General features: G+C 72.1%; 20 protein-coding genes. 10 read left to right on the top strand and 10 right to left on the bottom strand.

Annotated features, from left to right (window positions below; all coding sequences use genetic code 11):
* Nucleotides 1–28 precede the first annotated feature (28 nt).
* On the top strand, nucleotides 29–676 hold the full coding sequence (locus J3486_RS13235) for a TetR/AcrR family transcriptional regulator (RefSeq protein WP_207820467.1): 648 nt from the start codon (nucleotides 29–31) through the stop codon (nucleotides 674–676).
* A gap of 21 nt (nucleotides 677–697) precedes the next feature.
* Nucleotides 698–2353: an AMP-binding protein gene (locus tag J3486_RS13230; RefSeq protein WP_207820466.1), complete on the top strand. Its 1656-nt coding sequence runs from the start codon at nucleotides 698–700 to the stop codon at nucleotides 2351–2353.
* Here the strand turns inward: J3486_RS13230 and J3486_RS13225 are convergent.
* From J3486_RS13225 to J3486_RS13205, 5 genes are read right to left on the bottom strand one after another with little or no spacing between them, the layout of a single operon-like run.
* Entirely contained in the window at nucleotides 2301–3008 is a 708-nt protein-coding gene (locus J3486_RS13225) for an HAD family phosphatase (RefSeq protein ID WP_207820465.1), read from the bottom strand. The two genes, J3486_RS13230 and J3486_RS13225, sit on opposite strands and share 53 nt — an antisense overlap.
* Before the next feature lie 34 nt (nucleotides 3009–3042).
* Nucleotides 3043–3528: an Lrp/AsnC family transcriptional regulator gene (locus J3486_RS13220; RefSeq protein WP_207820464.1), complete on the bottom strand. Its 486-nt coding sequence runs from the start codon at nucleotides 3526–3528 to the stop codon at nucleotides 3043–3045.
* A 56-nt stretch (nucleotides 3529–3584) separates the two neighbouring features.
* Nucleotides 3585–4145 (bottom strand): flavin reductase family protein, encoded by a 561-nt coding sequence (locus tag J3486_RS13215; protein WP_207820463.1) that lies wholly within the window; start codon nucleotides 4143–4145, stop codon nucleotides 3585–3587.
* A complete protein-coding gene (locus J3486_RS13210; RefSeq protein WP_207820462.1) occupies nucleotides 4142–6343 on the bottom strand; it encodes a tetratricopeptide repeat protein in 2202 nt (733 codons plus the stop codon). Before J3486_RS13210 ends, J3486_RS13215 begins: the two co-directional genes overlap by 4 nt.
* Nucleotides 6340–7545: a hypothetical protein gene (locus J3486_RS13205; protein ID WP_207820461.1), complete on the bottom strand. Its 1206-nt coding sequence runs from the start codon at nucleotides 7543–7545 to the stop codon at nucleotides 6340–6342. The genes J3486_RS13210 and J3486_RS13205 overlap by 4 nt, the downstream gene beginning before the upstream one ends.
* A gap of 596 nt (nucleotides 7546–8141) precedes the next feature.
* Here J3486_RS13205 and J3486_RS13200 point away from each other — a divergent pair.
* Nucleotides 8142–9806 carry a glycoside hydrolase family 13 protein gene (locus J3486_RS13200; RefSeq protein WP_207820460.1) on the top strand — a complete coding sequence of 555 codons (1665 nt, stop codon included), beginning with the start codon at nucleotides 8142–8144 and terminating at the stop codon, nucleotides 9804–9806.
* Between the two features lie 3 nt (nucleotides 9807–9809).
* Here J3486_RS13200 and J3486_RS13195 read toward each other — a convergent pair whose 3' ends face one another.
* Nucleotides 9810–11093 (bottom strand): SGNH/GDSL hydrolase family protein, encoded by a 1284-nt coding sequence (locus J3486_RS13195; protein WP_207820459.1) that lies wholly within the window; start codon nucleotides 11091–11093, stop codon nucleotides 9810–9812.
* Nucleotides 11094–11261: 168 nt separating this feature from the next.
* Between J3486_RS13195 and J3486_RS13190 the strand changes: the two genes are divergently transcribed.
* From J3486_RS13190 to J3486_RS13165, 6 genes are all read left to right on the top strand, one after another.
* Nucleotides 11262–12080 carry a MerR family transcriptional regulator gene (locus tag J3486_RS13190; protein WP_207820458.1) on the top strand — a complete coding sequence of 273 codons (819 nt, stop codon included), beginning with the start codon at nucleotides 11262–11264 and terminating at the stop codon, nucleotides 12078–12080.
* Between the two features lie 96 nt (nucleotides 12081–12176).
* Nucleotides 12177–12638: a MarR family winged helix-turn-helix transcriptional regulator gene (locus tag J3486_RS13185; RefSeq protein WP_207820457.1), complete on the top strand. Its 462-nt coding sequence runs from the start codon at nucleotides 12177–12179 to the stop codon at nucleotides 12636–12638.
* Nucleotides 12635–14023 (top strand): MFS transporter, encoded by a 1389-nt coding sequence (locus J3486_RS13180; RefSeq protein ID WP_307804794.1) that lies wholly within the window; start codon nucleotides 12635–12637, stop codon nucleotides 14021–14023. Before J3486_RS13185 ends, J3486_RS13180 begins: the two co-directional genes overlap by 4 nt.
* A gap of 60 nt (nucleotides 14024–14083) precedes the next feature.
* A complete protein-coding gene (locus J3486_RS13175) occupies nucleotides 14084–14671 on the top strand; it encodes an isochorismatase family protein (RefSeq protein WP_207820456.1) in 588 nt (195 codons plus the stop codon).
* 217 nt (nucleotides 14672–14888) lie between these two features.
* On the top strand, nucleotides 14889–16331 hold the full coding sequence (locus J3486_RS13170; protein ID WP_207820455.1) for an NCS1 family nucleobase:cation symporter-1: 1443 nt from the start codon (nucleotides 14889–14891) through the stop codon (nucleotides 16329–16331).
* 35 nt (nucleotides 16332–16366) lie between these two features.
* Nucleotides 16367–17095, top strand: a complete 729-nt coding sequence (locus tag J3486_RS13165; protein WP_207820454.1) for an aspartate/glutamate racemase family protein — start codon at nucleotides 16367–16369, stop codon at nucleotides 17093–17095.
* Between the two features lie 7 nt (nucleotides 17096–17102).
* Here the strand turns inward: J3486_RS13165 and J3486_RS13160 are convergent, their stop codons facing one another.
* Complete coding sequence (locus J3486_RS13160; RefSeq protein ID WP_207820453.1) at nucleotides 17103–18380, bottom strand: MFS transporter; 1278 nt, start codon at nucleotides 18378–18380, stop codon at nucleotides 17103–17105.
* 26 nt (nucleotides 18381–18406) lie between these two features.
* Nucleotides 18407–20326: an NAD-binding protein gene (locus J3486_RS13155; RefSeq protein WP_207820452.1), complete on the bottom strand. Its 1920-nt coding sequence runs from the start codon at nucleotides 20324–20326 to the stop codon at nucleotides 18407–18409.
* Between the two features lie 249 nt (nucleotides 20327–20575).
* Here J3486_RS13155 and J3486_RS13150 point away from each other — a divergent pair, with 249 nt between their 5' ends.
* A complete protein-coding gene (locus tag J3486_RS13150) occupies nucleotides 20576–21343 on the top strand; it encodes a class I SAM-dependent methyltransferase (RefSeq protein ID WP_207820451.1) in 768 nt (255 codons plus the stop codon).
* Nucleotides 21344–21364: 21 nt separating this feature from the next.
* Here J3486_RS13150 and J3486_RS13145 read toward each other — a convergent pair whose 3' ends face one another.
* Nucleotides 21365–22300, bottom strand: a complete 936-nt coding sequence (locus J3486_RS13145; protein WP_207820450.1) for a DUF1266 domain-containing protein — start codon at nucleotides 22298–22300, stop codon at nucleotides 21365–21367.
* A gap of 51 nt (nucleotides 22301–22351) precedes the next feature.
* Entirely contained in the window at nucleotides 22352–23659 is a 1308-nt protein-coding gene (locus J3486_RS13140; RefSeq protein WP_229378018.1) for an amino acid permease, read from the bottom strand.
* Nucleotides 23660–23679: the final 20 nt, after the last annotated feature.

Raw genomic sequence — 23679 nt, 5'->3', positions numbered from 1 at the left:
CTGACGTCAACGTCAATACTCTGGCGCTGTGGCAGCACGCAGACGGCAGACGACACAGGAATGGGCGACCCGCACCGCCCGCGACCGCACGGACGCACCGGCGCGCGCCCGGCTCCTCGACGCGGCGGAGACGGTGTTCGCACGGCTCGGGTACGGGCCCGCGACCATCGCCGACATCACCGCGGAGGCCGATGTCTCGCGGGCCGGCTTCTACGTGTACTTCGCCTCGAAGGACGAGGTGTTCCGGGTGCTGGCGGCGCGGGTGCGGGACGCGTTCCTCGCCGCGCAGGACGTGCCGGGCGTGGACACCGACGACGTGGCGGCGGTCGCGGAGGCGTCCACGGGAGCGTTCATCGCCGCGTACGCCCGCCATCTGCCGCTGCTCGGACTGCTCGAACAGCAGGCGCGCGGCGATGCGGAGGTGCGCGCCCTGTGGGAGGAGATCCGCGAGCGCCCGGTGCGCCGCGCGGCCCGCTACGTGCGCCGCGTCGCCGAGGAGGGGCGGGCCCGCCCCGTCGTCGACCCGCTCACCCTCTCGCGGGCCGTCGGCGGCATGAGCGTGGAGTTCGCGCGCATCGTGGCCGCGGACCCGGCCGCGTACGAGTCGGCGGTACGCGACGTCACCACCATGTACCGGCACCTTCTCGGCATCGGAGCACCACCCCGGCAGCAGTGACACACAGCAGGGAGCCGCACCTTGTCCCACGGCACAGCCATCGACGCGTACCTGAGTGACCTCCGCGCCCGCCGGACGAAAGCGCGGCAAGGACGCCAGCCGTCCGAAACAGCCCATCCCGCAGGGGAGTTGACGCTCCCCGGACACGTCGAGCGCTGGGCCGGGCTGAAGCCCGACCAGCCCGCGCTCGTCACCGCGGACGAGACCCTCTCGTACCGGCAACTCGACGATCAGGCGGCCCGGTTGGCGGGATGGCTCGCCGGGCACGGCGTACGGGCGGGCGACCGCGTCGGCGTCCACCTGCCCAACGGTGCCCGGTTCGTGGTCACGATGCTCGCGGTGTTGCGGCTCGGCGCCGTGCACGTCCCGGTCAACCCGATGTTCCGCGCCGCCGAACTGCGGCACGAACTCACCGACGCGGCACCCGAGGTGGTCGTCACCCAGGACGCCCTGCTGCCCGTACTGGACGAGGTGCGCGAGGCGACGCCCGTACGCACCGTGCTCGCCGACCGCGACTGGCCCGACGCCGTCGCCCACGCCCGCCACGAGCCGATCGCCGACGACCTCGACGCGCTCGCCGCCCTCAACTACACCGGCGGCACCACCGGACTGCCCAAGGGGTGCGAACACACCCAGCGGCACATGGTCTACACGGCCACCGCCATCGACAACGGCCGCATGCCGGACGCCCGCGAACAGGCCCGCGGCATCGTCTCGGTCTGCTACCTGCCGGTCTTCTGGATAGCCGGCGAGAACCTCGGCATTCTCGCCCCGCTCGTCTCCGGCGGCACCAGCGTGCTGCTCGCCCGCTGGGACGCGGCCGCCGTCCTCGACGCCGTCGACACCCACGGCGCGACCACCATGGCGGGCACCGTGGAGAACTACCTCGAACTCCTCGACCACCCCGAGCTCGCACGCCGCGACCTGTCGTCGCTGACCGCCCCGCTCACCGTCTCCTTCGTCCGCAAGCTCACCCCCGCGCTGCGCGCCCGCTGGAAGGCGGCCGTCGGCGCGCACAGCGTGCTGCGCGAAGCCTCGTACGGGATGACGGAGACCCACACCAGCGACACCAACACCCTCGGCTTCCAGGACGCCGACCAGGACCTCACGACCGACCCCGTCTTCTGCGGACTGCCCGTCCCCGGCACGGACTTCATGGTCGTCGACTTCGTCACCGGCGCCCCGCTGCCGCTCGGCGAGCGCGGCGAGATCGTGGTGCGCGGCCCCTCCGTCCTCACCCGCTACTGGCGCGCCCCCGAGGCCACCGCGAGCGCGCTGCGCGACGGCTGGCTGCACACCGGCGACATCGGCACCCTCGACGAGGAGGGCTGTCTGCACTACCTCGGCCGGGACAAGGACATGATCAAGGTCAAGGGGATGAGCGTCTTCCCCACCGAGGTGGAGACCCTGCTCGCGCAACACCCGGACGTCGTCGCCGCCGCGGTCGTCGCCGTGCCGGACACCGACAGCGGGGAGCGGCCCTACGCGTTCGTCCGCACCGTCCCCGGCGCGCGAGCGACGGGGGAGGGGCTGCGGGAATGGGCGGCCGCGGCCATGGCCACGTACAAGGTCCCGGCCGTCGTCGAGATCGTCGACGCGCTCCCGCTCACCCCCACCGGGAAGATCAGGAAGACGGAGCTGACCGTTCGAGCCACTCGCACGCGGCCCGCGCCGTGAACTCCTCCTGACCGCCCTTGAACAGCAGATCCGCCGCGGTGAACGCCGGGTCGTCCGACTGCGCCGCCACATACGGCACCGCGATACAGCGCATGCCCGCCGCGTGCGCCGCACGGGCACCCGGCGCCGCGTCCTCCAGGACCACGCACCGCGCCGGGACGACGCCCAGCCGGCGGGCCGCCTCCAGGAACACGTCGGGCTCCGGCTTGCCGCGCGCGACCTCGTCAGCGGAGACGTACCGCGGCAACTGCTCGATCAGGCGCGTGCCGGTGAGGATCGCCTCGATCGCCTCGGGCGACGAACCCGACGCCACGATCATCGGTACCCCGGCCGCGTGCAGCCGCTCGACGAACAGCCGCATCTGCGGGAAGACCCGGGTCTGCGTGCGGGCGATGTCGAGATAGCGGGAGTTGAGGTCGTCGAGGAGCTCCCCGGCGGGCGCGGTGATCCCGAACCGCCGCTTCCACAGGCCGATCGTCTCCGCGGTGGAGATGCCGACGTACGACTCGTTGTCCTCCCAGGTGAACCCGGTGACGCCGTAGCGGCCGAGGGTGCCCAGGGTCGCCTGGAAGTAGTTGGGCTCGCTGTCGACGAGGGTGCCGTCGAGGTCGAAGACGACAGCGGTCTCACGGAAGGGGCGGCGGGGGTCGTTCATGCCTCCCAGCATGCAGGAAACCCGCCCCGGACGATCACTTGCGGTCCGCGGCGGCGGCCCTGCCGATCGACTCCACGAGCGGCAGCAGCCGGTGCGGGACCCGCTCGCGCAGTGCCACCTCGGTGCGGGTGCGGACCACTCCCGGGAGCCGGTTGAGCTGCTGCACGACGTCCTCCAGGTGCTCCGCGTCGCGGGCCGCGACCCGGGCGAGGAGATCGCCGCCGCCGGTGATCGAGTGCGCCTCGACGATCTCGGGGACCCCGGCCAGTTCGTCGGCGACGTCGGCCAGGTGGCCCTGTGTGACCTCGATGTGCACGAAGGCGAGCACCGGGTGGCCGAGCGCGGCGGGGGAGAGGGTGGGGGCCGAGCCGGTGATCACCCCGTCCCGTTCGAGCCGGTCCAGGCGGGCCTGCAGCGTGCCGCGGGCCACGCCGAGGATCCGGGCGTACTCGCGGACACTCGTGCGCGGCTGCTCGAGCAGGAGCCGCAGGATGCGGGTGTCGAGGTGGTCCACGGCCATCGGCGACGGGCTCCTTCGGGAAGGGCGGGACGATCTTCGCCGACTGTACCAATGGGTCAGTGCGGCCCGCTCATGGTGACCGGCAGACCGATGAATTCCCCGTCATGGTGGACCAGCGGCCCCGCGTCCGTGACCCGGGCCGCCCGCACCACGAGCCCGATCACCAGCGCGTGGTCGCCGACCGGCCGGAAGCTGACCGGCGTCAGCACGAACCGGGCGAGGACCCCCTCAAGGGCGGGAAGGCCCAGCGGGTCCGGGTGCCAGCGCGTCGCGGGGCCGAACCGGGACGCTCCCGGCCCCGCGAAGACCCGCGCCACCTCCGCCTGCCCCTCGGCGAGCAGCTGCACCATCACCCAGGTCGCGTCCCGCACCGCGCCCCACGACGCGGAGCGCAGCCCGACCGTGAACGACATCAGCGGCGGTTCGAGGGAGAGCGAGGCCAGCGACGTCACACAGAACCCGACGGGGCGCTCCCCGCCGACCGTGACCACGGCGACACCCTTGGCGTGCCGCCGCAGCACGGACCGGACGAGGTCGGCGCGGGCCGGTTCGAGCAGCCGCACGGCGGGGGCGGCGGTCCGCGCCGTCGCCGTGTCCGGCTCGTCGGTCGTGCTCACGCCGCCCCCTCCCGCAGCGCGGCCCCGGCACGCTCGTGGATCTCCGCGGCGTGCGGGGAGGCGTCGACGGACGCGTACGCGGCCAGATGGGCGCGCCAGTCCGTCAGCGCCGCGGTCTCCTCGCCGAGGGCGTGGCGGCTGAGGCCGCGCAGAAAGAGGAGTTCGGGGTCGGGGGCACCGGACGCGGAGTGCACCGCCCGGTCCAGGTCGTCGGCGGCCCGCCGGTGCTCGCCGAGCGCCTGCAGCGCCACGGCCCGGTTGACCCGCAGCTCCGTGTCGTCGGCCAGCGCGAGCGCCGCGTCCAGGTCGTCGACCGCCTGCCCCGGCTGCCCGGCCTCGAAAGCGAGGACGGCACGGTTGGCCCAGGCCGCCACGCACGCCGGGTCGGCCCGCAGCGCCGCCGAGTAACTGTCGTACGCGGTCTCCGTGTCGCCCCGATCGGCCGCCAACGCGCCCCGGGCGGCCAGGAGTTGTGGATGGTCCGGGGCGAGTACGAGACCGCGGTCGATGTCGGCCGCCGCCCGGTCGAGGTCACCGCGCCCCAGATACAGGTCCGCCCGGTGGACCAGTGAATCGACATGCTCGGGTTCCAGGTCGAGGGCGTGGTCCAGGTCGCGCAGCGCGCCCGCCTCGTCGCCGAGCTCCCGCAGCAGGTCGGCCCGGTTGAAGTGCGCCTCGTAGAACGGCGGCGAGAGCCGGATCGCCGACGCGTAGTCGGTGAGCGCCTCCCGGTGCCGGCCCAGCGCCCGGTGCTGTGCGGCCCGCTCGAAGTAGTAGTCGCCGTAGTCGGGGTCGCGGCCGATCACCTCGTCGTAGTCGCGCAACGAGTCCACGTGGTCGTGCCGGGCCCCGCGCACCTGCGCCCGGTTGTACAACAGGACGCTGCGGTGCAGGAGTTGCTCGTCGGGCCCGAACTCCTCGTCGGTGATGGCCATCGCCTCGTCGACGAGCGCGAGCGACCTGTCGACGTCGCCGCGGTGCAGTTCGACGAGGGCGCGCGCGTTGCGCATGAACGCCCGGACCAGGATCCGCTTGCGCGGCTCGGGGTGCACGTCCGCGATCGAGATCGCCGTGTTCACCCAGGCCAGCGCGAGATCCTCGTCGTGGTCGTCCTTGGGCAGGAACCGCGTGTACAGCATCGCCATCAGATACGCCGTGCCCATGTGGACGTCCGGCGACGTCGACCCGCGCCGCATCTCCTCGAAGTACGCGAACGCGTCGTGCCCGCGCCCCAGATAGCACAGGCACGCCCCGATCTTGTGCGTGAGATTCCAGTACGTGCGTGACGTGTCGCCGGGGCCGAGCAGCGCGCGCCCGCGCTCGGCGAGGTCGATCACCGCCTCGTAGAACCCCTTGTCGAAGCAGGCGGTGACCGCCTCGACCAGTGCCGCGACGCCCGCGCCGCGCGGATCGGTGCCGCGCTCCAGGTGGTACGGGATCGCGCCGAGCCGCAGCGTCGGCTCGTTCCGGCCGGCGAGCAGTGCGGCCCGTGCGGAGTGCCGGCGGGCCCGCTCGTCGGCCGGCAGTGCGTCGTAGGCGCGGCGCAGCCGGGGGGCGTCACTGGTGCCGTCGGCGTCGACGTACTGCTGCGCCGGGTCGCCGTCGGGCAGCAACTCACCGTCCGAGAAGGGGAGTCGGGGCGCGCGGTGGGCGTGCGCGGACAATGCCTTGCCGAGCAGATCGTCGGCGGCCCCCGCGCCGTCCACGACCACGGTCAAGGCGGCGGGATCGCAGCGGCGCAGCAGCGCGGCCACCAGATCACGGTCCGTGGGGTCGGCGTCGTCGAGGCCGCGGAAGGCGAGGGTCACGCCCTTGGGGTGCGCGGACCGTGCCCAGTCCATGAGGAGTTCGGCGACTCCGTGGGCGATGCGCAGGGCGCGGGTCGCCGGATAGAAGCGGGTGCGCTCCTTCGCGACGGCGAGATTGGTGAGCGTCTGCGGCGGCGTCGGCACCAGACCCATCAGTTCGGGTGCGATCGACTCCACCTCCAGGGCGCGCGCCGCCGCGACCAACTCACTGTCCCGCTCGACCAGTTGGGGTACCGCCTGATGGAGCAGGAAGTGCGCGCCGGTGAACGGGCCGCGCAACCGCCGGTGACAGCGGACGGTCAGGGTGGCGGCGGGCGGGGGCTCACCGTCGGTGGTCCGTGCGGCGGCGTCGAGCCACCAGTGCCGTGCCGGGTGTGTCGTGGAGGTCATGCCGGGTCTCCTTGAGGTTGAGGTTCGGGCGTGGTGGCGCGCGCGGTGCGGCGGCCGCGCCGGTCCCGCAGCGTCACGTGGACGAGCAGCCCGAGCTGCAGCCCGGACAGCGCGATGAACACGGCCGCGTCGAACAGGTCCCAGAACGGCACGTCGGTGCCGCCGAGCCGCCCCGCGACCGTCGACCAGAAGTGCACCGCCGTGGGCAGTCCCGCCCAGGCCAGCGAGGCCAGCGAGAACCCGTATCCGGCGACGAGCAGCGGCGCGTACCAGCGGGCCACCGCACGGTCGCGCTCGGTCCACTCGAAGTCGGCGACGGGCGCCGGGCGGCGCAGCAACCGCCGTACCCCGCCACGGATCCGGAACCGCGTCGCGTTCTGCAGATCCGTACAGCGGGCCGCGGTCGTCACCACGTAATAGAGATCGGTCTCCAAATAGAACAGGAATTGCCAGATGAGCCGGAGCACACAGGTGAATGCGACAGCGAGACACAGTTTGTGCACCCATGCGGGAAATCCGAGTGCTTCGAGGGCGAGCGACAGCAATGTCAGCGAACTCAGCAGTACGACATCGGCCACCATGCCCGCGCAGAACGGCAGATAGCGTTTCCGGCGCGCCACGCTCAGCAGTGAATCGAGCCGGGTCTCGGCGACCAGGTAGTAGAGCCTGCGGCCGATCCCGAGCGTCGACGGAAGACCGAGCCGCCGTCCCGCGAGCGCGTGCGCGCCCTCGTGGATCACGATGCACGGGATGGCGAGCGCGAAGACGGTGAGCGGGATCAGCGACACGTAGTGCGTGAAGAACATCTGGTGGTACGAGGGCCGAAGCCCCGGGTCGCGCACCATCACGGCCGCCGCGGCCACCGCCACAACGCCGTACGCGATCCAGGCCGGCCACGAGAACGCCAGCTGCCCGAGCCGCTGCCAGCGCACCCGGGTCTCCTCCACGGCCGCCTCGCCGGTGCGCAGAAACCCCAGCTCCGCAAGGGTTTCCATCAAGTCTTCCAGGTCCAGCGGCGCGCCGCAGGCCCGCTCGTACCAGTCGGTGACGTCCTCGACGCGCGCCCCTTCGGCGAACATCCGCAGCACCTGTGCCCCCTCCTCGGGGAACACGGCGTACGAACCGATGTCGGGCCGGCCGATCATCACTCCGTCGTCCTCGGCGACCATCGTGAGCCGGTGCAGACGAACGGTTGCGCCCATCCGGCGTACCTCCCTGCGCTCTCTCGGAAGGGGAGATCGGAGCCGGTCCCGGAGGTGGCCCGGCTCCGATCCGTGGGCAGGACCTACGCGGCGTCGCCGCAGAGGTAGTAGCAGGACGTGGTCAGACGGATCGGACCGGCCTTGCGGACGGAAATCTTCTTCATGGCGTTCCTCCTCTCGAACCGATTGGAGTTCTGCGAATTCCCGGAATCGCTGGTGACGTGCCCAGCATTGGCGCCCCGGAACGGCCCTGTCAACGAGGAACGAAAACATCCGGAAATAATTCTCCGAGCCGCTTTTCGGCCTGTTTTCGGGCAGGCGTGAGCGCAACTCCGAGCGCAGTAAAAGGAATGGATTGATATCCAGAGAAATGCGATGCGTGATCAACGGTCGGCACACCACGGCCGAACCGCCCGCCTCAGCGGTGCGTTCTGCGCACCATCCGTACCTCCCGCACGGCCCCCGTCGTCGTCCGCCCCGTACGACGCGCGTCCTGAAGACGCCGTCGTGAGGAGTACGGACTCACAGCAGCATACGGATTGCCGCGCCCGCGCGTTCAAGGCCCACCGGCGTCCGGCTTCTTCTACCTTGTCCGGATGAGCCCGCACTCCGTGGAACCGTCATGCCTGTCCGCCACCGCGACCCGCGAAGCCTCCGACTGGTGGCGGGACGCCGTCATCTACCAGGTCTACCCGCGCAGTTTCGCCGACAGCGACGGCGACGGCACCGGCGATCTGGAAGGCGTCCGCCGCCGTCTGCCGTATCTGAAGGAGCTCGGGGTGGACGCGGTCTGGCTGTCGCCGTTCTACGCGTCGCCGCAGGCGGACGGCGGTTACGACGTCGCGGACTACCGTGCGGTCGACCCGATGTACGGCACGCTGCTGGACGCGGACGCGGTGATCCGTGACGCGCACGCGCTGGGTCTGCGGATCATCGTGGACCTGGTGCCGAACCATTCCTCGGACCAGCACGAGTGGTTCAGGCGCGCGGTCGCGGAGGGTCCGGGTTCGCCGCTGCGCGACCGCTACCACTTCCGTCCCGGTAAGGGCGAGAACGGTGAATTGCCGCCCAACGACTGGGAGTCGATCTTCGGCGGTCCGGCGTGGACGCGGCTGCCGGACGGGGACTGGTATCTGCATCTGTTCGCGCCGGAGCAGCCGGACCTGAACTGGGAGCACCCGGCGGTCGCCGACGAGTTCCGTTCCATCCTGCGGTTCTGGCTGGACATGGGTGTCGACGGCTTCCGTATCGACGTCGCGCACGGCCTGGTCAAGGCCGGGGGCCTGCCGGACCTCGGCGGCGCGGAGCAGTCGCGACTCCTCCACGGAGACGTGATGCCGTTCTTCGACCAGGACGGCGTGCACGACATCTACCGTTCGTGGCGGAAGATCCTCGACGAGTATGACGGCGAGCGCATCTTCGTCGCCGAGGCGTGGACGCCGACGGTCGAGCGGACCGCGAACTACGTCCGCCCCGACGAACTGCACCAGGCCTTCAACTTCCAGTACCTGACGACCTGTTGGGACAGCGGCGAACTGCGTACGGTCATCGATCGCTCCCTCGAAGCCATGCGTCCGGTGGGCGCGCCGGCGACGTGGGTGCTGTCCAACCACGACGTCACCCGGCACGCGACGCGCTACGCCAACCCGCCCGGTCTCGGTACGCAGATCCGCACGCCGGGCGACCGGGAACTGGGGCTGCGCCGGGCCCGTGCGGCGGCGCTGCTGATGCTGGCGCTGCCCGGATCCGCGTATGTCTACCAGGGCGAGGAGCTCGGCCTGCCGGACGTCACGGATCTGCCGGACGAGGTGCGCCAGGACCCCTCGTTCTTCCGGGCGCAGGGCCAGGACGGGTTCCGTGACGGGTGCCGGGTGCCGATCCCGTGGACCCGCGCCGGATCCTCGTACGGCTTCGGTGACGGCGGCAGCTGGCTGCCGCAGCCGGAGGGCTGGGGCGAACTGAGCGTCGAGGCGCAGACCGGGCAGGACGGCTCGACGCTGGAGATGTACCGCTCCGCGCTGGCCGTGCGGCGCACGCAGGCCGGACTCGGCGCCGGGGACAGCGTCACCTGGCACGACGACGCTCCGGCCGGGCTGCTGCACTTCGAGCGCCCCGGATTCGCCTGCACCGTCAACACCACCGGCGTCCCGGTGCGGATCGCGGCGCCGGGCACCGTGCTGCTCGCGTCGAGCCCGGTCACCGTCGAGGACGGCGAGGTCGAACTGCCCGCCGACTGCACGGTCTGGTGGGAGACCGTCTGATTCCTATCGCAGCAGTTCGAGCGGGAACGCCGCCGCCATCGCCGCCATCCCCGCGTCGTTCGGGTGCAGGCCGTCGCCGCTGTCGTACGCGGACAACAGCCGCTCGGGGCACGCGGGATCGCGCAAGGCCGCGTCGAAGTCCACGACCCCGTCGTAGGCGCCGCTCGTGCGGATCCACTCGTTCACGGCCCGCCGGGCGGCCTCCCGCTCGGGGGTGCGGAAGCCGAGCGTGTCGCTCCCGAACGGGAGGATCGTCGCGCCCAGCATGCGCAGCCCACGGTCGTGCCCGCGACGAATCAACTGCTCGTGCCCGGCGATGAGTTCGGCGGCCGAGACCTCCTCGTCGGCGGGCGCCGTGGTGCCCGGGTGGCCCAGGTCGTTGACGCCCAGCAGCACCACGGCCGCCCGCACCCCAGGCCGGCTCACGACGTCACGGTCGAACCGCTTCAGGCCGCTCTCGCCGAAGCACGTGGCGTATGCCTCGGCTTCGGAGCCCGTCGGCGGGTTCGGGCCGCGCAGCAGCCGGTTGCCGCCGATCCCGGCGTTGAGGACCCCGGTGTCCGCCCACCGGCCGTCGGCGCGCAGCCGTTCGGCGAGCAGGTCGGGCCAGCGGTGATCCGCGTCGATCTGCGTGCTGGAGCCGTCGGTGATGGAGTCCCCGAACGCGACGAGCGCCGCGCCCGCCGTGCCCGGCCGCCGGTCGACGGCGACACCGGACAGGAAGTGCCAACTGGTGAACGTCGCGGTCGGCGTGATGTCAGGCTTGCCCGTCACATTGCCCGCGGCCACATAGTTGTGCCGGAAAGCGGAGGGGTGAACGGTGTCGGCGGGTGTGCGGACCGGCAGGTGGACGCTGATCACGAGATCGCCGCCCGCCGTCGTCGACAGGGCCACCGGGTCGCTCCAGCGTCGGGTACCAGGGGCGAGCGACGTCGACGTGTCGCCGTCGAAGCGCAGCAGCCGGTCGGAGGCCGGATCGACGGCCGTCGCCGGTCCTCCGGCAGCGCGGAGCGCGACCCGCGCCTCGCCGATCGTGAGCGGGGCCGTGCCGAACTCGTTGGTGAAGCAGACGCGCAGGGTGCGCCCGGCGACGCTGGTGTGCACGATCTGCCGCAACGTCTGGTCCTCGTACGCCGTCGAGTCCGTGGCGGGGACACCGGTCGGCGCGGTCGCCCACGTGCCGGTCCAGGCGGTCGACGGCGTGCCGGGCGCGGGCAGGGCGGTCGCGGCGAGCAGTCCCACCAGGGGCACGGCCAGGAGGGGCGCGGGCGGACGTCCGTGGCGCATGGGAGGCGTTCCTTCTGTCTGGGGCGGAGGCGGGGCGGCGCGAGGACCGTACGGGCGGGAAAGCGGCACGTCAATGGGGCCAAGGAGGCGGCGAGGCAGGAAGGCGATGATGGAGCCGGGCCGCGCCTTGACCCTGACACCGTGTGAGCCCGTGGAGTGGGAGACGTCATGTTCACCATCGGAGACTTCGCCCGCCACGGCCGCGTGTCGGTCCGCATGCTGCGTCACTACGACGCGCTCGGACTGCTGCGCCCGGCCCACGTCGACCCTGCCACCGGCTACCGCCACTACACCGCCGCCCAGCTCGCCCGGCTCAACCGCATCATCGCGCTCAAGGACCTCGGCCTCACCCTCCAGCAGGTCGGGGAGATCCTCGACGAGAAGGTGGACGCCGAGCAACTGCGCGCCATGCTGCGCCTGCGCCGCGCCGACCTGGAGGCGGAGATGGCGGCGGCCAGGGCCCGGCTGACCCAGGTGGAGGCGCGGCTCCGGTCCATCGAGAACGAGGGACACATGCCCACCGAAGACGTCGTCGTCAAGAACCTGCCGCGCGTGCGCGTGGCCGAACTCACCGCTGTCGCACCGGACTTCGAGCCGTCCAGCATCAGCGCCGTCATCCAGCCCCTGTACGAGGAGCTGTTCCGGCGGCTCGACGAGGCCGGCATCCGGCCGACGGGACCCGGTGTCGCCCGGTACGAGGACGCGCCCGGCGGCGGCATCCTCGTCCACGCGGGCATCGAGGTGTCCGCCGCACCCCGCGACGGCGGCCGCGACGGGCTGAGCGTCCTCGACCTGCCGCCCGTCGAACGCGCGGCGACGATCGTGCACCGCGGGTCGATGGACGCCGTGCTGCCGTCGGAGCAGGCCCTCGCCACGTGGATCGACGCCCACGGCCACCGCTCCGCCGGGTACCCCAGGGAGATCAGCCTGGAGTGCCCCGAGGACCGCGAGGCCTGGGTGACCGAACTGCAGGAGCCGCTGGCCTAGCCGGCCTGGCAGGACGGGACCAGCCGCCGCTCACTCGACAGCCCAGACTGTGCAGCCTTAGTTGTGCAGTCTGGGCTGTCGATTTACGGTAGGGGTATGACCGAGAAGCAAGAACCCGCCTCCGAGGCCGCCGTGCAGGCGGCCGCCGACGTGTGGGTGGTGGTCGGCAGGCTCCGGCGCAAGCTCCGCGCCCAGCTCGGCGGCACGGACGGGGAGATCGAGCTCTCCCCGGCGCAGGCCTCCGTCCTCGCCCGCCTCGACAAGACAGGACCCGCGTCCGCGAGCGACCTCGCCACGATCGAGGGTGTCCGCCCGCAGTCCATGGCCAAGGTCGTGATCGCCCTCGAAGAGGTCGGGTTCGTCGTGCGCACCCCCGACCCCGGCGACCGGCGGCGCCAGCTCGTCACGCTCACCGAGAGCGGCCTCGCGCGGCGCAAGGGCGACCGAGAGGCCCGCCGCGCCTGGCTCGCCCGCGCCCTGGACGAGCACGGCACCGAGGAACAGATCCAAGCGGTGATCACCGCCATGGCCCTCCTCGACGAGGTGGCGCAGGCGTGATCAGCCTTGCCGAGCGGCTGCGCCGTGCGCGCTCGGCCGAACCCGGTGGGTTCGACCGGCGCCTCGTCGCGCCGATGATCCTGGGTTCGGTCCTGAACCCGATCAACTCCTCCATGCTCGCGGTGGCGCTGATCCCGATCGGCCGGGCCTTCGGGGCACCGCCGTCCCAGACCGCCTGGCTGGTGTCCGGGCTCTACCTCGCCACGGCCGTCGGCCAGCCGGTCATCGGCCGGCTCGTCGACTCGTACGGGCCGCGGCTGCTCTATCTGACAGGCACCGCGCTCGTCGGTGTCGCCGGACTCCTCGGCGTGCTCGCGCCCAGCCTGTGGGTGCTCGTCCTGTCCCGGGTGCTGCTCGGCTTCGGTACCTCCGCCGCGTACCCGGCGTCGATGTCCCTGCTGCGCACCGAGGCCGAGCGCACCGGCCTGAAGAGTCCCAGCGGCATCCTCGCCGCACTGACCGCCTCCGCACAGGTCATCGCCGTCGTCGGACCGACGCTCGGCGGCGTCCTGATCGGCCTGGGCGGCTGGCACCTGATCTTCGCCGTGAACGTCCCGCTGTCGGTGATCTGCCTCTTCCTCGGCGTGCGCCGACTGCCCAAGGGCGCCCCCAAGGGTGCGCCGGGCCGCACCGACGTGCCGGGCATGCTGCTCTTCGCGGCCTCGCTCACCGCGTTCATGTTGTTCCTGATGGAGCCGGGCCTCGCCCAGTGGTACCTGCCCGTGCTCGGCCTCGCCGCCGGCGCCTGGTTCGTACGGCGCGAGCACGACGTCGCCGAACCCTTCATCGACCTGCGCGTGCTGCGCGGCAACGCCCCGCTCCTGGCCACCTACGGCCGTCAACTCCTCGCGTACACCACCTCGTACGCCTTCCTGTACGGCTACGGACAGTGGCTGCAGGAAGGGCGCGGCCTGAGCGCATCGCAGGCCGGACTGCTCCTGCTGCCGATGTCCGCCATGGGCATCCTCGTCACCGTCCTCACCGGACGCCGCCCCGAGATCCGCGCCAAGCTCGCGGTCGGCTCGGTCGTCCAGCTCCTGGGGTGCGCGGCCATGCTGCTGCTCGGCGCGGACACCCCGATCTGGGTCCTGGTCCTGATCGGCATCGGCTTCGGCATTCCGCAGGGCCTCATCGGACTCGCCAACCAGAACGCCCTGTACGCACAGGCCGACCCGGCCCGGATGGGCTCCTCCTCCGGTCTGCTGCGCACCTTCACCTACCTCGGCGCCCTGCTCGCCTCCGCCGCCAACGCGGCGTTCTTCCGCGACGGGGCCACCAGCGCCGGACTGCACGGGATGGCCTGGCTGCTGATCGGCGTGGCCGCGCTGTTCCTCGTGATGAGCGTCGTCGACCGCTCACTGGGCCGCGTCGGCCGCGACACCTGAGACCACCCCCCAACCTGCCCCTCAATTCCCCAAACCCTTTGTGTGGAAAGCGAGTTCAGCATGCCTGTCACCACTCTCGACCCCCGTACCGCGCTCGTCGTGATCGACCTGCAGAACGGCACCGCCGAGGTTCCGGGCGCCCCGCACGCCACGGCCGACGTCGTGGAGCGCAATGTCGCCCTCGCCGACGCCTTCCGTGCCGCCGGTCTCCCGGTCGTCCTGGTCCGCGTCTCCTTCGCCGCGGACGGCGGCGACATGGTCCCCGGCCGCACCGAGCGGGCGGCGCGCACCGCGACCCCGCCGGCCGGCTGGGACCGGATCGTCGACGCGCTCGCCGGGCACCCGGAGGACGTCGTCGTGACCAAGCGCAACTGGTCCGCGTTCTTCGGCACCGACCTCGATCTGCAACTGCGCCGCCGCGGCATCACCCAGATCGTGCTGACCGGTGTCGCGACCAGCATCGGTGTGGAGTCCACGGCCCGGGCCGCCCACGAGCACGGCTACCACGTCACCCTCGCCACGGACGCCATGACGGACCTCGACGCGCAGGCCCACCGCGGCAGCGTCGAGCGGATCTTCCCGCGCCTCGGCGAGACCGGCACCACCGAGGACGTCCTGAAGCTCGTCAGCGCCCTACGTGTGGGGTGATCACACACGCAAGACCCGTGCAGTATGGCGTTTCTCACCAAGTGATCACCGCCGGGAATCTGTTGACCTGCGGAAAGTCCCGCCCGTAACGTCCACTCCGCAATACCGGAAGTGCGATTTCGCATAGTGGAACGTAGTGCAACGGGAGGGGTCCTCGATGGCCACTGCTCAGCAACGGACCCCGTCCCCGGCGCCGGAGCCGCCCACCGTGGCGGGCATGGACATCAGTCCGCGCCTGTACCACCGTGATCTGGCCCCGACCAAGATCCAGGGCCGCAGCTGGGGCGCGTACAACGTCTTCACCCTCTGGGGCAACGACGTGCACAGCCTCGGCAACTACGCCTTCGCCATCGGGCTCTTCGCCCTCGGCATGAGCGTGTGGGACATCCTCATCGCGTTCGCCATCGCCTCGGCGCTGCTGTTCGGGCTGCTCACCCTCTCCGGACGGATGGGACACCGCACGGGTGTCCCGTTCCCGGTGATGAGCCGGATCGCCTTCGGGGTGCGCGGCTCCCAACTCCCCGCCGTGGTCCGGGGATCGGTGGCCATCGCCTGGTTCGGCATCCAGACCTATCTCGCCTCCCAGGTGCTGCGCACCCTGCTCAAGGCGATCTGGCCGGGCTCGGCCGCGTACGACACGAACTCCTTCCTCGGGCTGTCCACGCTCGGCTGGGTCACCTTCCTGTTCCTGTGGCTGGTGCAGGTCCTCATCGTCAGCTTCGGCATGCAGGTCATCCGCCGCTACATGGCGATCGCCGCGCCCACCGTCCTGGTCACCATGCTGGCGCTCGCGGTGTGGATGTTCGTCAAGGCCGACGGGGCGATCGCGCTCAGCGGCGCCACCCACTTCACCGGCGGCGCCCAGTGGCTGCACATCTTCGAGGCCGCCGCGCTGTGGGTCGTCGTCTACGGCACGTTCGTCCTCAACTTCTGTGACTTCACGCGCTCCGCGACCTCAAACCGGGCCATCGTCCGCGGCAACCTCATCGGCATCCCAGTGAACATGCTGTTCTTCGCGGCCATCGCCGCGGTGCTCAGCGGCGCCCAGTTCCGGATCGACGGCGAGGTCATCACCAGCCCCACCGACATCGTGCGGACCATCCCCAGCACGGCGCTGCTGGCCCTCGCCTGTCTCGCCCTGCTGATGCTGACGGTCGCGGTGAACCTCCTCGCGAACTTCGTCGCCCCCGTCTACATGCTGGTCAACCTCTTCCCGCAGCGGCTCACCTTCCGCAGCGCGGGCGTCGTCAGCGCCGTCGTCGGACTCGTGATCCTGCCCTGGAACCTGTACGACAGCCCGGTCGCCGTCACCTACTTCCTCGGCGGACTCGGCGCGCTGCTCGGCCCCGTCTTCGGTGTCGTCATGGCCGACTACTGGCTGCTGCGCAAGGCGCAGATCAACGTCCCGCACCTGTACACCGAGGACCCGGCCGGCGCCTACCACTACCGCAGCGGCGTCAATCCGAAGGCGGTCGGCGCCTTCGTCCCCGCCGCCGGCTGCGCCGTGGTCGTCGCGCTCGTGCCCGCCTTCTCCGGCATCTCGGGCTTCTCGTGGTTCATCGGCGCGCTGCTCGCCGCCGCGCTGTACTGGCTCGTGAGCGACCGCACCCAGACCTACGAGCACGTCGACGGCGAACCCATTGCCGTCGCCGCCGAGTGACACCCCCGCAGTTCCCGCTGTTCAGGAGACCCCTCATGCGCATCCTCGTCGCGAACGTCAACACCACCGAGACGATGACGAAGAGCATCGCCCAGCAGGCCGAGGCCGTCGCCGCACCCGGCACCGAGATCGTCCCGCTCACCCCGGACTTCGGCCCCGAGTCCTGCGAGGGCAACTACGAGAGCTATCTCGCCGCCATCGCCGTCATGGAGAAGGTGCGCGCCTACAAGGAGCCGTACGACGCCGTCATCCAGGCCGGTTACGGCGAGCACGGCCGCGAGGGGCTCCAGGAACTCCTCGACGTGCCGGTCGTCGACATCACCGAGGCCGCGGCGAGCACCGCCCAGTTCCTCGGCCACAAGTACTCCGTCGTCACCACCCTCGACCGGGCCGTGCCGCTCATCGAGGACCGCCTCAAACTCGCGGGTCTCACCGACCGGCTCGCCTCGGTGCGGGCCAGCGGGCTGCCCGTGCTCGCCCTGGAGGAGGACCCGGACGCCGCCGTCGCCGCGATCGTCGAACAGGCCGTCGCCGCCGTCGAGTCGGACCGCGCCGAGGTCATCTGCCTGGGCTGCGGCGGTATGGCCGGGCTGACGGAACAGGTCGTCGCGCGCACCGGCGTGCCCGTCGTCGACGGGGTGGCCGCCGCCGTGACCATCGCCGAGTCCCTGGTACGGATGGGCCTGACCACGTCGAAGGTGCGCACGTACGCGCCGCCCCGGCCCAAGGAGATCCGCAACTGGCCACCGAACACCCGGGCCTGAGGCCATGTCAGTCGGTGACGTCGCGCATCCTGCGCAGCGGTGAGAAGAACACGAACCAGCCCGCCGCCCAGGACCCGATCAGCGAGATCACCAGGGTGGGGCGCACCCCGATCAGCGAGCCGAGCAGTCCGCCGAGGACGCCGCCGAGCGGCAGGGTGCCCCACACCACCCAGCGCACCGCCGCGTTCATCCGGCCCATCAGCTCCGGCGGCGTCACCGACTGCCGGTAGCTGAGCTGCGCCACGTTGTAGACCATGCCCGAGAAGTACGTCATGCCGTAGCCCAGCACGAACAGCAGCACGCCCCAGCCGCGCGACGCGAACGCCGTGGCGATGTGCGGAGCGCAGAACACCAACGTCGACACCCACATGATCCGCGCCGAACCGATCCGCGCGGCGAGCCGCCCCGCGAACACGCCGCCCAGGACGCCGCCGACCGCCGACGCCGCCATGACCAGACCGGTCAGCGCGGGGCTGACGTCCAACTCCCGGACGAGGAAGACCACTTCGAGCGCCGTGGCCATGCCGCCGAAGAAGTTCGCCGTACCGGTGCACGCCACGACCTTGCGCAGCACCTCGTGGTGCAGCACGAACCGCAGCCCCTCCGCGATGCGGCCGCGCAGCGTCTCGTCCTCGCGCCGGGCGGGCGGCGGCTCCTCGCGGGTCCTGATCCCGGAGAGGGTCACGATCGACACCGCGTACGAGAGCGCGTCGGCCGTCATGGCCCCGGCCGCCCCGAACGCGGCGACGAGCCCGCCGCCCACGCCAGGACCGCCGAGCAGCGCGAACGCCTGGGTCGTGCCCAGCTTGCTGTTGGCGTCCATTCGCTGGCCGGCGCCGACCAGCGTCGGCACGTAACTCTGGTACGAGACGTCGAAGAACACCGTGCACACCCCGGCCGTGACCGCGACGACGTACAGCTGCGTCATCGTCAGCGCGCCGAGGGCGGCCGCCACCGGTACGGAACCGATGATCAGCAGCCGCAGCACGTTGCAGACGGTCATCACGGACCGCTTGGAGCGGCCGTCGACCACCGCTCCTGCGGGCAGCGCGATCAACGCGAATGCCACCGTGGCCGCCGCCGTGAGCAGCCCCACCTCGAACGTGCTCGCGTCCAGGACGGCGACCGCGACCAGCGGCAGGGCGAGCTGGGTGACCGCCGAGCCCATCTCGCTCACCGTCTGCCCGCTCCACAGCAGCAGGAAGTCCCGGTGCCGCCACAGGCTCCGCGGCTCGGCCGGTGCCTTCGAGCCCTGCTCCTGCCGGTCCTTCGCCGTGTCCTTCACAACGCCCCTTCCGTCCCGGTCCCGGGCTACGTGCGGTGCGCGGCCCGACGGGAAGTGTGACCGCGTCCGAGGAGTTCGGCCAGGCCCTGCCGGGTCGCGGCGAGCACGACCCGGTCCTGCGGGCGCAGGACATAGCCGTCGTGCAGGTTCCAGACCAGCCCGGTCGGCCGGTGCGTACTGGTGCCCTCGGCCGGGGAGGCGGCGAGGTCCGGGCGGCGCTCCGCCGGGGCGGTCGCGTCCAGGGCGAGGACCCGCCAGTGCCCCGCACGGAACGACTCCGCGATCGTGCGGCCCTCCAGCTGCGGATGACCGGCCACCTCCAGCGCCGCGAAGAGCAGCACACCGCGCTCGACCGGGATGGCGCCCAGGATCTGCCGGCCCATCATCGCCCCGGCGAAGGCCGGCGCGGCCAGCGTCGACACACTGCGGCTGCGGGTGAGCGCGCGGGGGTGGGCGGCGCGCAGGGTGCGGTACACGGCGGCGGCGAACGCGTCGTCGTACAGGCGGAGCACCACCCGCAGGTCCGGGTTGAGTGCGCGGGCCGACAGGGCCGCCTCCAGATTGGTGGTGTCGGCGCTGGTCAGGGCGAGCAGGGCGTGTGCGCGGTGGATCTTCGCGGCCTCCAGGACCGCGTCCGACGTGGCGTCACCGATCACCGTGGGCACGCGCAGGCCGCGGGCCAGCGGGATGCCGCGCGCCTCCGGGTCCTCCTCCACGCACACCACCGGGATGCCGAGTTCACCGAGCCGGGACAGGACGCGGGTGCCCACCTTGCCGAGGCCGAGCAGCACGATGTGCCCGGACAGGCCGCGCGGCGGGCGGCGCAGCGCACCCGTGCCGCGGAACGTGCCCAGCGCCTCCAGGACCGCGGCCAGCAGCACCGGGAGCAGCAGCAACCCGGCGAACCCGGTGAGGAGTTGAAGCACCTTGCGGGAGGCCGGCTCGCCGATCGCCGGGTCGTCGATGGCGAACAGGTCGAGCAGGGTGAGGTACCCGGCGTGCAGCGGGGGCACGCCGCTGGTGGCCCAGGTGGCGATCGCGAGGCCGAGGACGCTGGCGGCCAGACCGAACAGGGACCAGCGCAGGCGACGCGAGAACAGGGAGCCGAGCGGCATGCCGCGGGTGGCCGACGACCAGGCGGGGGTGGCCCGTTCAGCGGGCGTGACCGCCTCCAGGACCACGGTGCCGCGGCCGGTGGCGGCGGCGACGGTGAGGTCGTCGGGCAGCAGCAGCGGCCCCTCACGCCCGTCGTCCGCGTCCGAACCCTCCGCTCCCGCCGGGTCGTTGGTGGTCGCCGAGAGCAGCGCGAGCGTCGCGAGCCCCGGGTCCGGCACCTCGCCGCGCCCCGGCGGGTTCCGCTCGACGGCGCGCAGCAGCAGCCCGTCGGCCTGGACGACCTTGCTGGTCCCCGCGACCGCGCTGGCCGCGAGCGCCGGGGCCGCGGTGTCGGCGTCCGACAGGACCGTCGTGGACGTGTCCAGGGCCTCCGGATCGAGTCCTGGCGTGGACAGCGCGGCCGCCTGGTCGAGCAGATCGGCCAGATGCCGGCCGAGGCTGCGGTTGTACAGGCGGATGACCAGGCGCAGTTGAGGGTTGAGCCGGCGGGCGGCCAGCGCGGCACGGATGTTCGTCTCGTCGTCGTCATGCACCAGCGCGAGCGCCGTCGCCCCGGTCACGCCCGCGTCCGAGAGGGCCTGCTCGTCGAGCACGGTGGCCTGCTGCACCTGCGGCGGCGCCACCGGGTGACCGTTCTCGGGCGTGCTGCGGTTGATCACGGACTGCATGCGCGCCAGCAGCGCGGTGGCACGGACGCGGGCCGCGGGGGCGGTGCGCCCGCTGGGGTCGGGCGGCGCGGTGGGAACGACGACGGTGACCTGCTCCCCGTACAGACTCCGCAACTCGGCGGCCAGCCGCTCGGCGAGCGCGTCCCCACCACAGACGATCATGTGTCCCTGGGGTGGGGGCGGTTGAGAAGCGGGGGGTTGGTGGGGCACCGTGTTCATGGGCCCAGTCAACCGGGTGAGCGGTGATCATGGGCGGGTTTCGGGGCGCTCATCGTCAGGGCGTGGGCCGGTTCCCCCGGGCCCGCTGCATACCCCGTGGTACGTGGCCGACATCTGCCGGGCCGTCGCCGTCGCCCCCGCGGTCGTCGTCGTCCTCGCGGCGCGTCGGCTCCGACGTGCGACGATGCGGGGATGACCGACGCATCGCGGGCCCGCGCCTTCGACCGGGCCGCCGCACGGTACGCGGCACACCGGCCCTCCTATCCGCCCGCCGTCCTCGACGCGGCCGAGGAGTTCCTCGGGCGGTCGCTGGCCGGTGCGCGGGTCGCCGATGTCGGGGCGGGGACCGGGATCGCCGCCGCCCTGCTGCGCGAGCGCGGCGCCCAGGTGGTCGCCGTGGAGCCGGGCGAGGGCATGGCGGCGCAGTTCCGGCGCGACCACCCCGGGCTGCCCGTCGTGCGCGGGGACGGCAACGCCCTTCCCCTGCGAGGGGATCGCATGGACCTCGTCACCTATGCGCAGGCCTGGCAGTGGACCGACACCGCCCGCTCCGTACCGGAGGCGCTGCGCGTGCTGCGGCCCGGCGGCGCGCTCGCGATCTGGTGGAACACCACGGCCCTCGACGTGCCGTGGATCGCCGCGCAGCACGCCCGTATCGCGGCGTACTGCGGCGTCGAGGCCCGCACCGCGCCGCCCCTCGACGACGCCGAGGCGGTGGCGGCCGCCGGACTCACCGGGCTGCGGACCCGGCGGCACCGGCTGCCCTGGACCCGGACCGTCCCCCTCGACACCCACCTCGCCAACCTCGGCAGCCGCTCGGCTCTCCTCGTCCTCGGCGAGGAGCGGGTGAACGCCTTCCTCGCGGAGGAGCGGGAGCGGCTGCGGCGGAGGGCCCCGGGCGGCGAGGAGACGGTCGAGGAGTGCTACGTCGTGGACCTGTTCCTGGCGTCGGGATCCTGAGGGAGGCACCGCCCGCCGGGATCACGTGCGGAACGGCATGCTCCGCCACGGGCTCTCCGGATGCGTCGTCAGAATCTCGTGCGGCCGCACCGCCGAGCCGTACATGTGGCCGAACGACTCGTCGTCGAAGCGGAGTACGCGGCCGAGGACATAGCCCGCGGAGAACTCCGCCCAGGACCCGTACACCTCCCGCGCCAGCTCCCCGGCCCGCACCACCGCGTCCTCCGTCTCCCGCTGCCCCGCGAACCGCGCGCCCAGGCCCCAGCGGGCGAAGTTGACGGCGCGCCCGTAGTCGTAGGCGAGGGCGGAGACGACGACCGAACCGGGGCCGTCGGCGGCGAGCAGTCCGTCGGCGCGGAACCGGGACTCGTAGCGCAGGATGCGCCCGACGACGTCCCGGACCGCGGCCGCGTCGCGCGCGTCGTCGCTGATCCGGCGCACCTCGGCGACGGCGAGCTCGCGCCACCGCTCGGGATCGACCCGGCCGCCGGGCAGGGCTCGGCGTACGCGCAGGGCGAGTTCGGGGTGCCGCGGGCTGTTCTCGCCGCGCAGCAGATACGTGAGCTGTTCCAGCCAGCCGCGCCGGTCCGTGACGTCCCACGACTCCCGCAACACCTCCACGTCCTGCTCGTAGTCGTGGTAGACGGGGCCGACCTCGTTCCACGGAACCCGGTTGTGCACGGCGAGATGCGTGCCGCAGGCGAGCCCGTGCGCCAGGGGCCCTGCCTGCGGGCCGGTGAACATCGTGACCAGCTCGTCGTCGTCATGGCCGCGCCGCTCGGCCCGGTGCATGAGCGCCCGCCAGGCGCGGAACCGCGCGGCGTCGAACGGGACATGGACCGAGCACGGGCTGCCCGGGTTCACGTACACCCCGGCGTACGAACCGTCGTCCGCCTCCGTCTCCTCGATGGGGAACGGGATCCGGCACAGGACGAGATCGTCGTGGCGGGGCAGCATGCCGCGGGTGTAGAGCGGAACGGAGCGGCCGCCGCACGAAGAACGAGCCGCTCAGGCCGCCGCGTCGAGGTCCTTGCGCTGCTTCACGTACCCGGCCAGGGCCAGCGCGCCCACCAGGATCGCCGAGACGAACAGCTGGTCGCGGCCGGAGGACGTGGTGGCCATCGCGACGAACACACAGACGATCGCGGCGAGCGCCAGCCACGTCAGATACGGGAAGCCCCACATCCGCACGGTCAGCAGCTCGGGCGCCTCGCGCTCCAGGCGGCGGCGCATCCTCAGCTGCGTGAGGCAGATGAAGACCCAGCCGACCAGGACCGCGACACCGGTGGTGTTCATCAGCCAGGTGAAGACGGTGTCCGGCCACCAGATCCCGGCGAAGACCGCGAAGAAGCCGAAGGCGCAGGAGGCGAGGACCGCGGCCATCGGGACGCCGTTGGTCACCTTGCCGATGAAGCGCGGGCCGAGGCCCCGGCTCACCAGGGAGTACGCCATGCGCGATGAGCCGTAGATGTTGGCGTTCATCGCGGACAGCAGGGCGACCAGGATGACGACCTGCATGATCGTGCCGGCCGCCGGGATGCCCAGGCGGTCCAGGACGGTGACGTACGGGCCGTCGGCGGCGACGGACGGGTCGTTCCACGGGACGAGGACGACGACCAGGGCCATCGAGCCGACGTAGAAGAGGGCGATGCGCCACACGGCGGTGCGCACGGCACGCGCCACGTTCTCCCGGGGCTTGTCCGACTCGGCGGCGGCGATGGTGACGGTCTCCAGACCGCCGTACGCGAACACGGCCGTCAGCAGACCGGCGATCAGACCTGTGGTGCCGGTCGGGAAGAAGCCGCCGTCTCCAGTGAGGTTCGCGGTGCCGGGCGCGTCGCCGAAGACACCGAGGATGCCGAGCACGCACAGCACGAGGAACGCGCAGATCGCGGCGACCTTCAGTGCGGAGAACACGAACTCGAACTCGCCGAAGTTCCGCACGGCCAGCAGGTTGCTGGCGCAGAAGAACACCATGAAGACGGCGACCCAGCCGTACGCGGGCAGGAACGGCACCCAGTGGTGCATGATCTGCCCGGCCGCGGTGGCCTCCGCGGCGACACCGCAGCAGAGCATCGTCCAGTACGTCCAGCCCGAGGTGGCCCCGGCCCAGGCGCCCAGCTCCTTCTCGGCGTGGACCGAGAACGAGCCGGTGGCCGGGCGGGCGGCCGACATCTCGCCGAGCATCCGCATGATCAGCATGACGACCGCGCCGGCCGCGGCGAAGAGCAGCACGATGGCCGGACCCGCCGCCGCGATGCCGGCGCCGGACCCTACGAAGAGACCGGCACCGATCACGCCGCCGAGGGCGATCATCGAGAGGTGGCGCTGCTTGA

It is taken from the genome of Streptomyces sp. VRA16 Mangrove soil (genome assembly GCF_017377775.1).
GTDB lineage: Bacteria > Actinomycetota > Actinomycetes > Streptomycetales > Streptomycetaceae > Streptomyces.
This window is presented reverse-complemented; position numbering and strand designations above follow the sequence as displayed.

Bases quoted from the DNA above. Each gene is read 5' to 3' on its own strand.
- J3486_RS13225 (WP_207820465.1), bottom strand. From the start codon at position 3,008: ATGAACGACCCCCGCCGCCCCTTCCGTGAGACCGCTGTCGTCTTCGAC.
- J3486_RS13220 (WP_207820464.1), bottom strand. From the start codon at position 3,528: ATGGCCGTGGACCACCTCGACACCCGCATCCTGCGGCTCCTGCTCGAG.
- J3486_RS13210 (WP_207820462.1), bottom strand. From the start codon at position 6,343: ATGACCTCCACGACACACCCGGCACGGCACTGGTGGCTCGACGCCGCC.
- J3486_RS13205 (WP_207820461.1), bottom strand. From the start codon at position 7,545: ATGGGCGCAACCGTTCGTCTGCACCGGCTCACGATGGTCGCCGAGGAC.
- J3486_RS13200 (WP_207820460.1), top strand. From the start codon at position 8,142: ATGAGCCCGCACTCCGTGGAACCGTCATGCCTGTCCGCCACCGCGACC.
- J3486_RS13195 (WP_207820459.1), bottom strand. From the start codon at position 11,093: ATGCGCCACGGACGTCCGCCCGCGCCCCTCCTGGCCGTGCCCCTGGTG.
- J3486_RS13190 (WP_207820458.1), top strand. From the start codon at position 11,262: ATGTTCACCATCGGAGACTTCGCCCGCCACGGCCGCGTGTCGGTCCGC.
- J3486_RS13185 (WP_207820457.1), top strand. From the start codon at position 12,177: ATGACCGAGAAGCAAGAACCCGCCTCCGAGGCCGCCGTGCAGGCGGCC.
- J3486_RS13175 (WP_207820456.1), top strand. From the start codon at position 14,084: ATGCCTGTCACCACTCTCGACCCCCGTACCGCGCTCGTCGTGATCGAC.
- J3486_RS13170 (WP_207820455.1), top strand. From the start codon at position 14,889: ATGGACATCAGTCCGCGCCTGTACCACCGTGATCTGGCCCCGACCAAG.
- J3486_RS13165 (WP_207820454.1), top strand. From the start codon at position 16,367: ATGCGCATCCTCGTCGCGAACGTCAACACCACCGAGACGATGACGAAG.
- J3486_RS13155 (WP_207820452.1), bottom strand. From the start codon at position 20,326: ATGATCGTCTGTGGTGGGGACGCGCTCGCCGAGCGGCTGGCCGCCGAG.
- J3486_RS13150 (WP_207820451.1), top strand. From the start codon at position 20,576: ATGACCGACGCATCGCGGGCCCGCGCCTTCGACCGGGCCGCCGCACGG.
- J3486_RS13145 (WP_207820450.1), bottom strand. From the start codon at position 22,300: ATGCTGCCCCGCCACGACGATCTCGTCCTGTGCCGGATCCCGTTCCCC.
- J3486_RS13140 (WP_229378018.1), bottom strand. From the start codon at position 23,659: ATGATCGCCCTCGGCGGCGTGATCGGTGCCGGTCTCTTCGTAGGGTCC.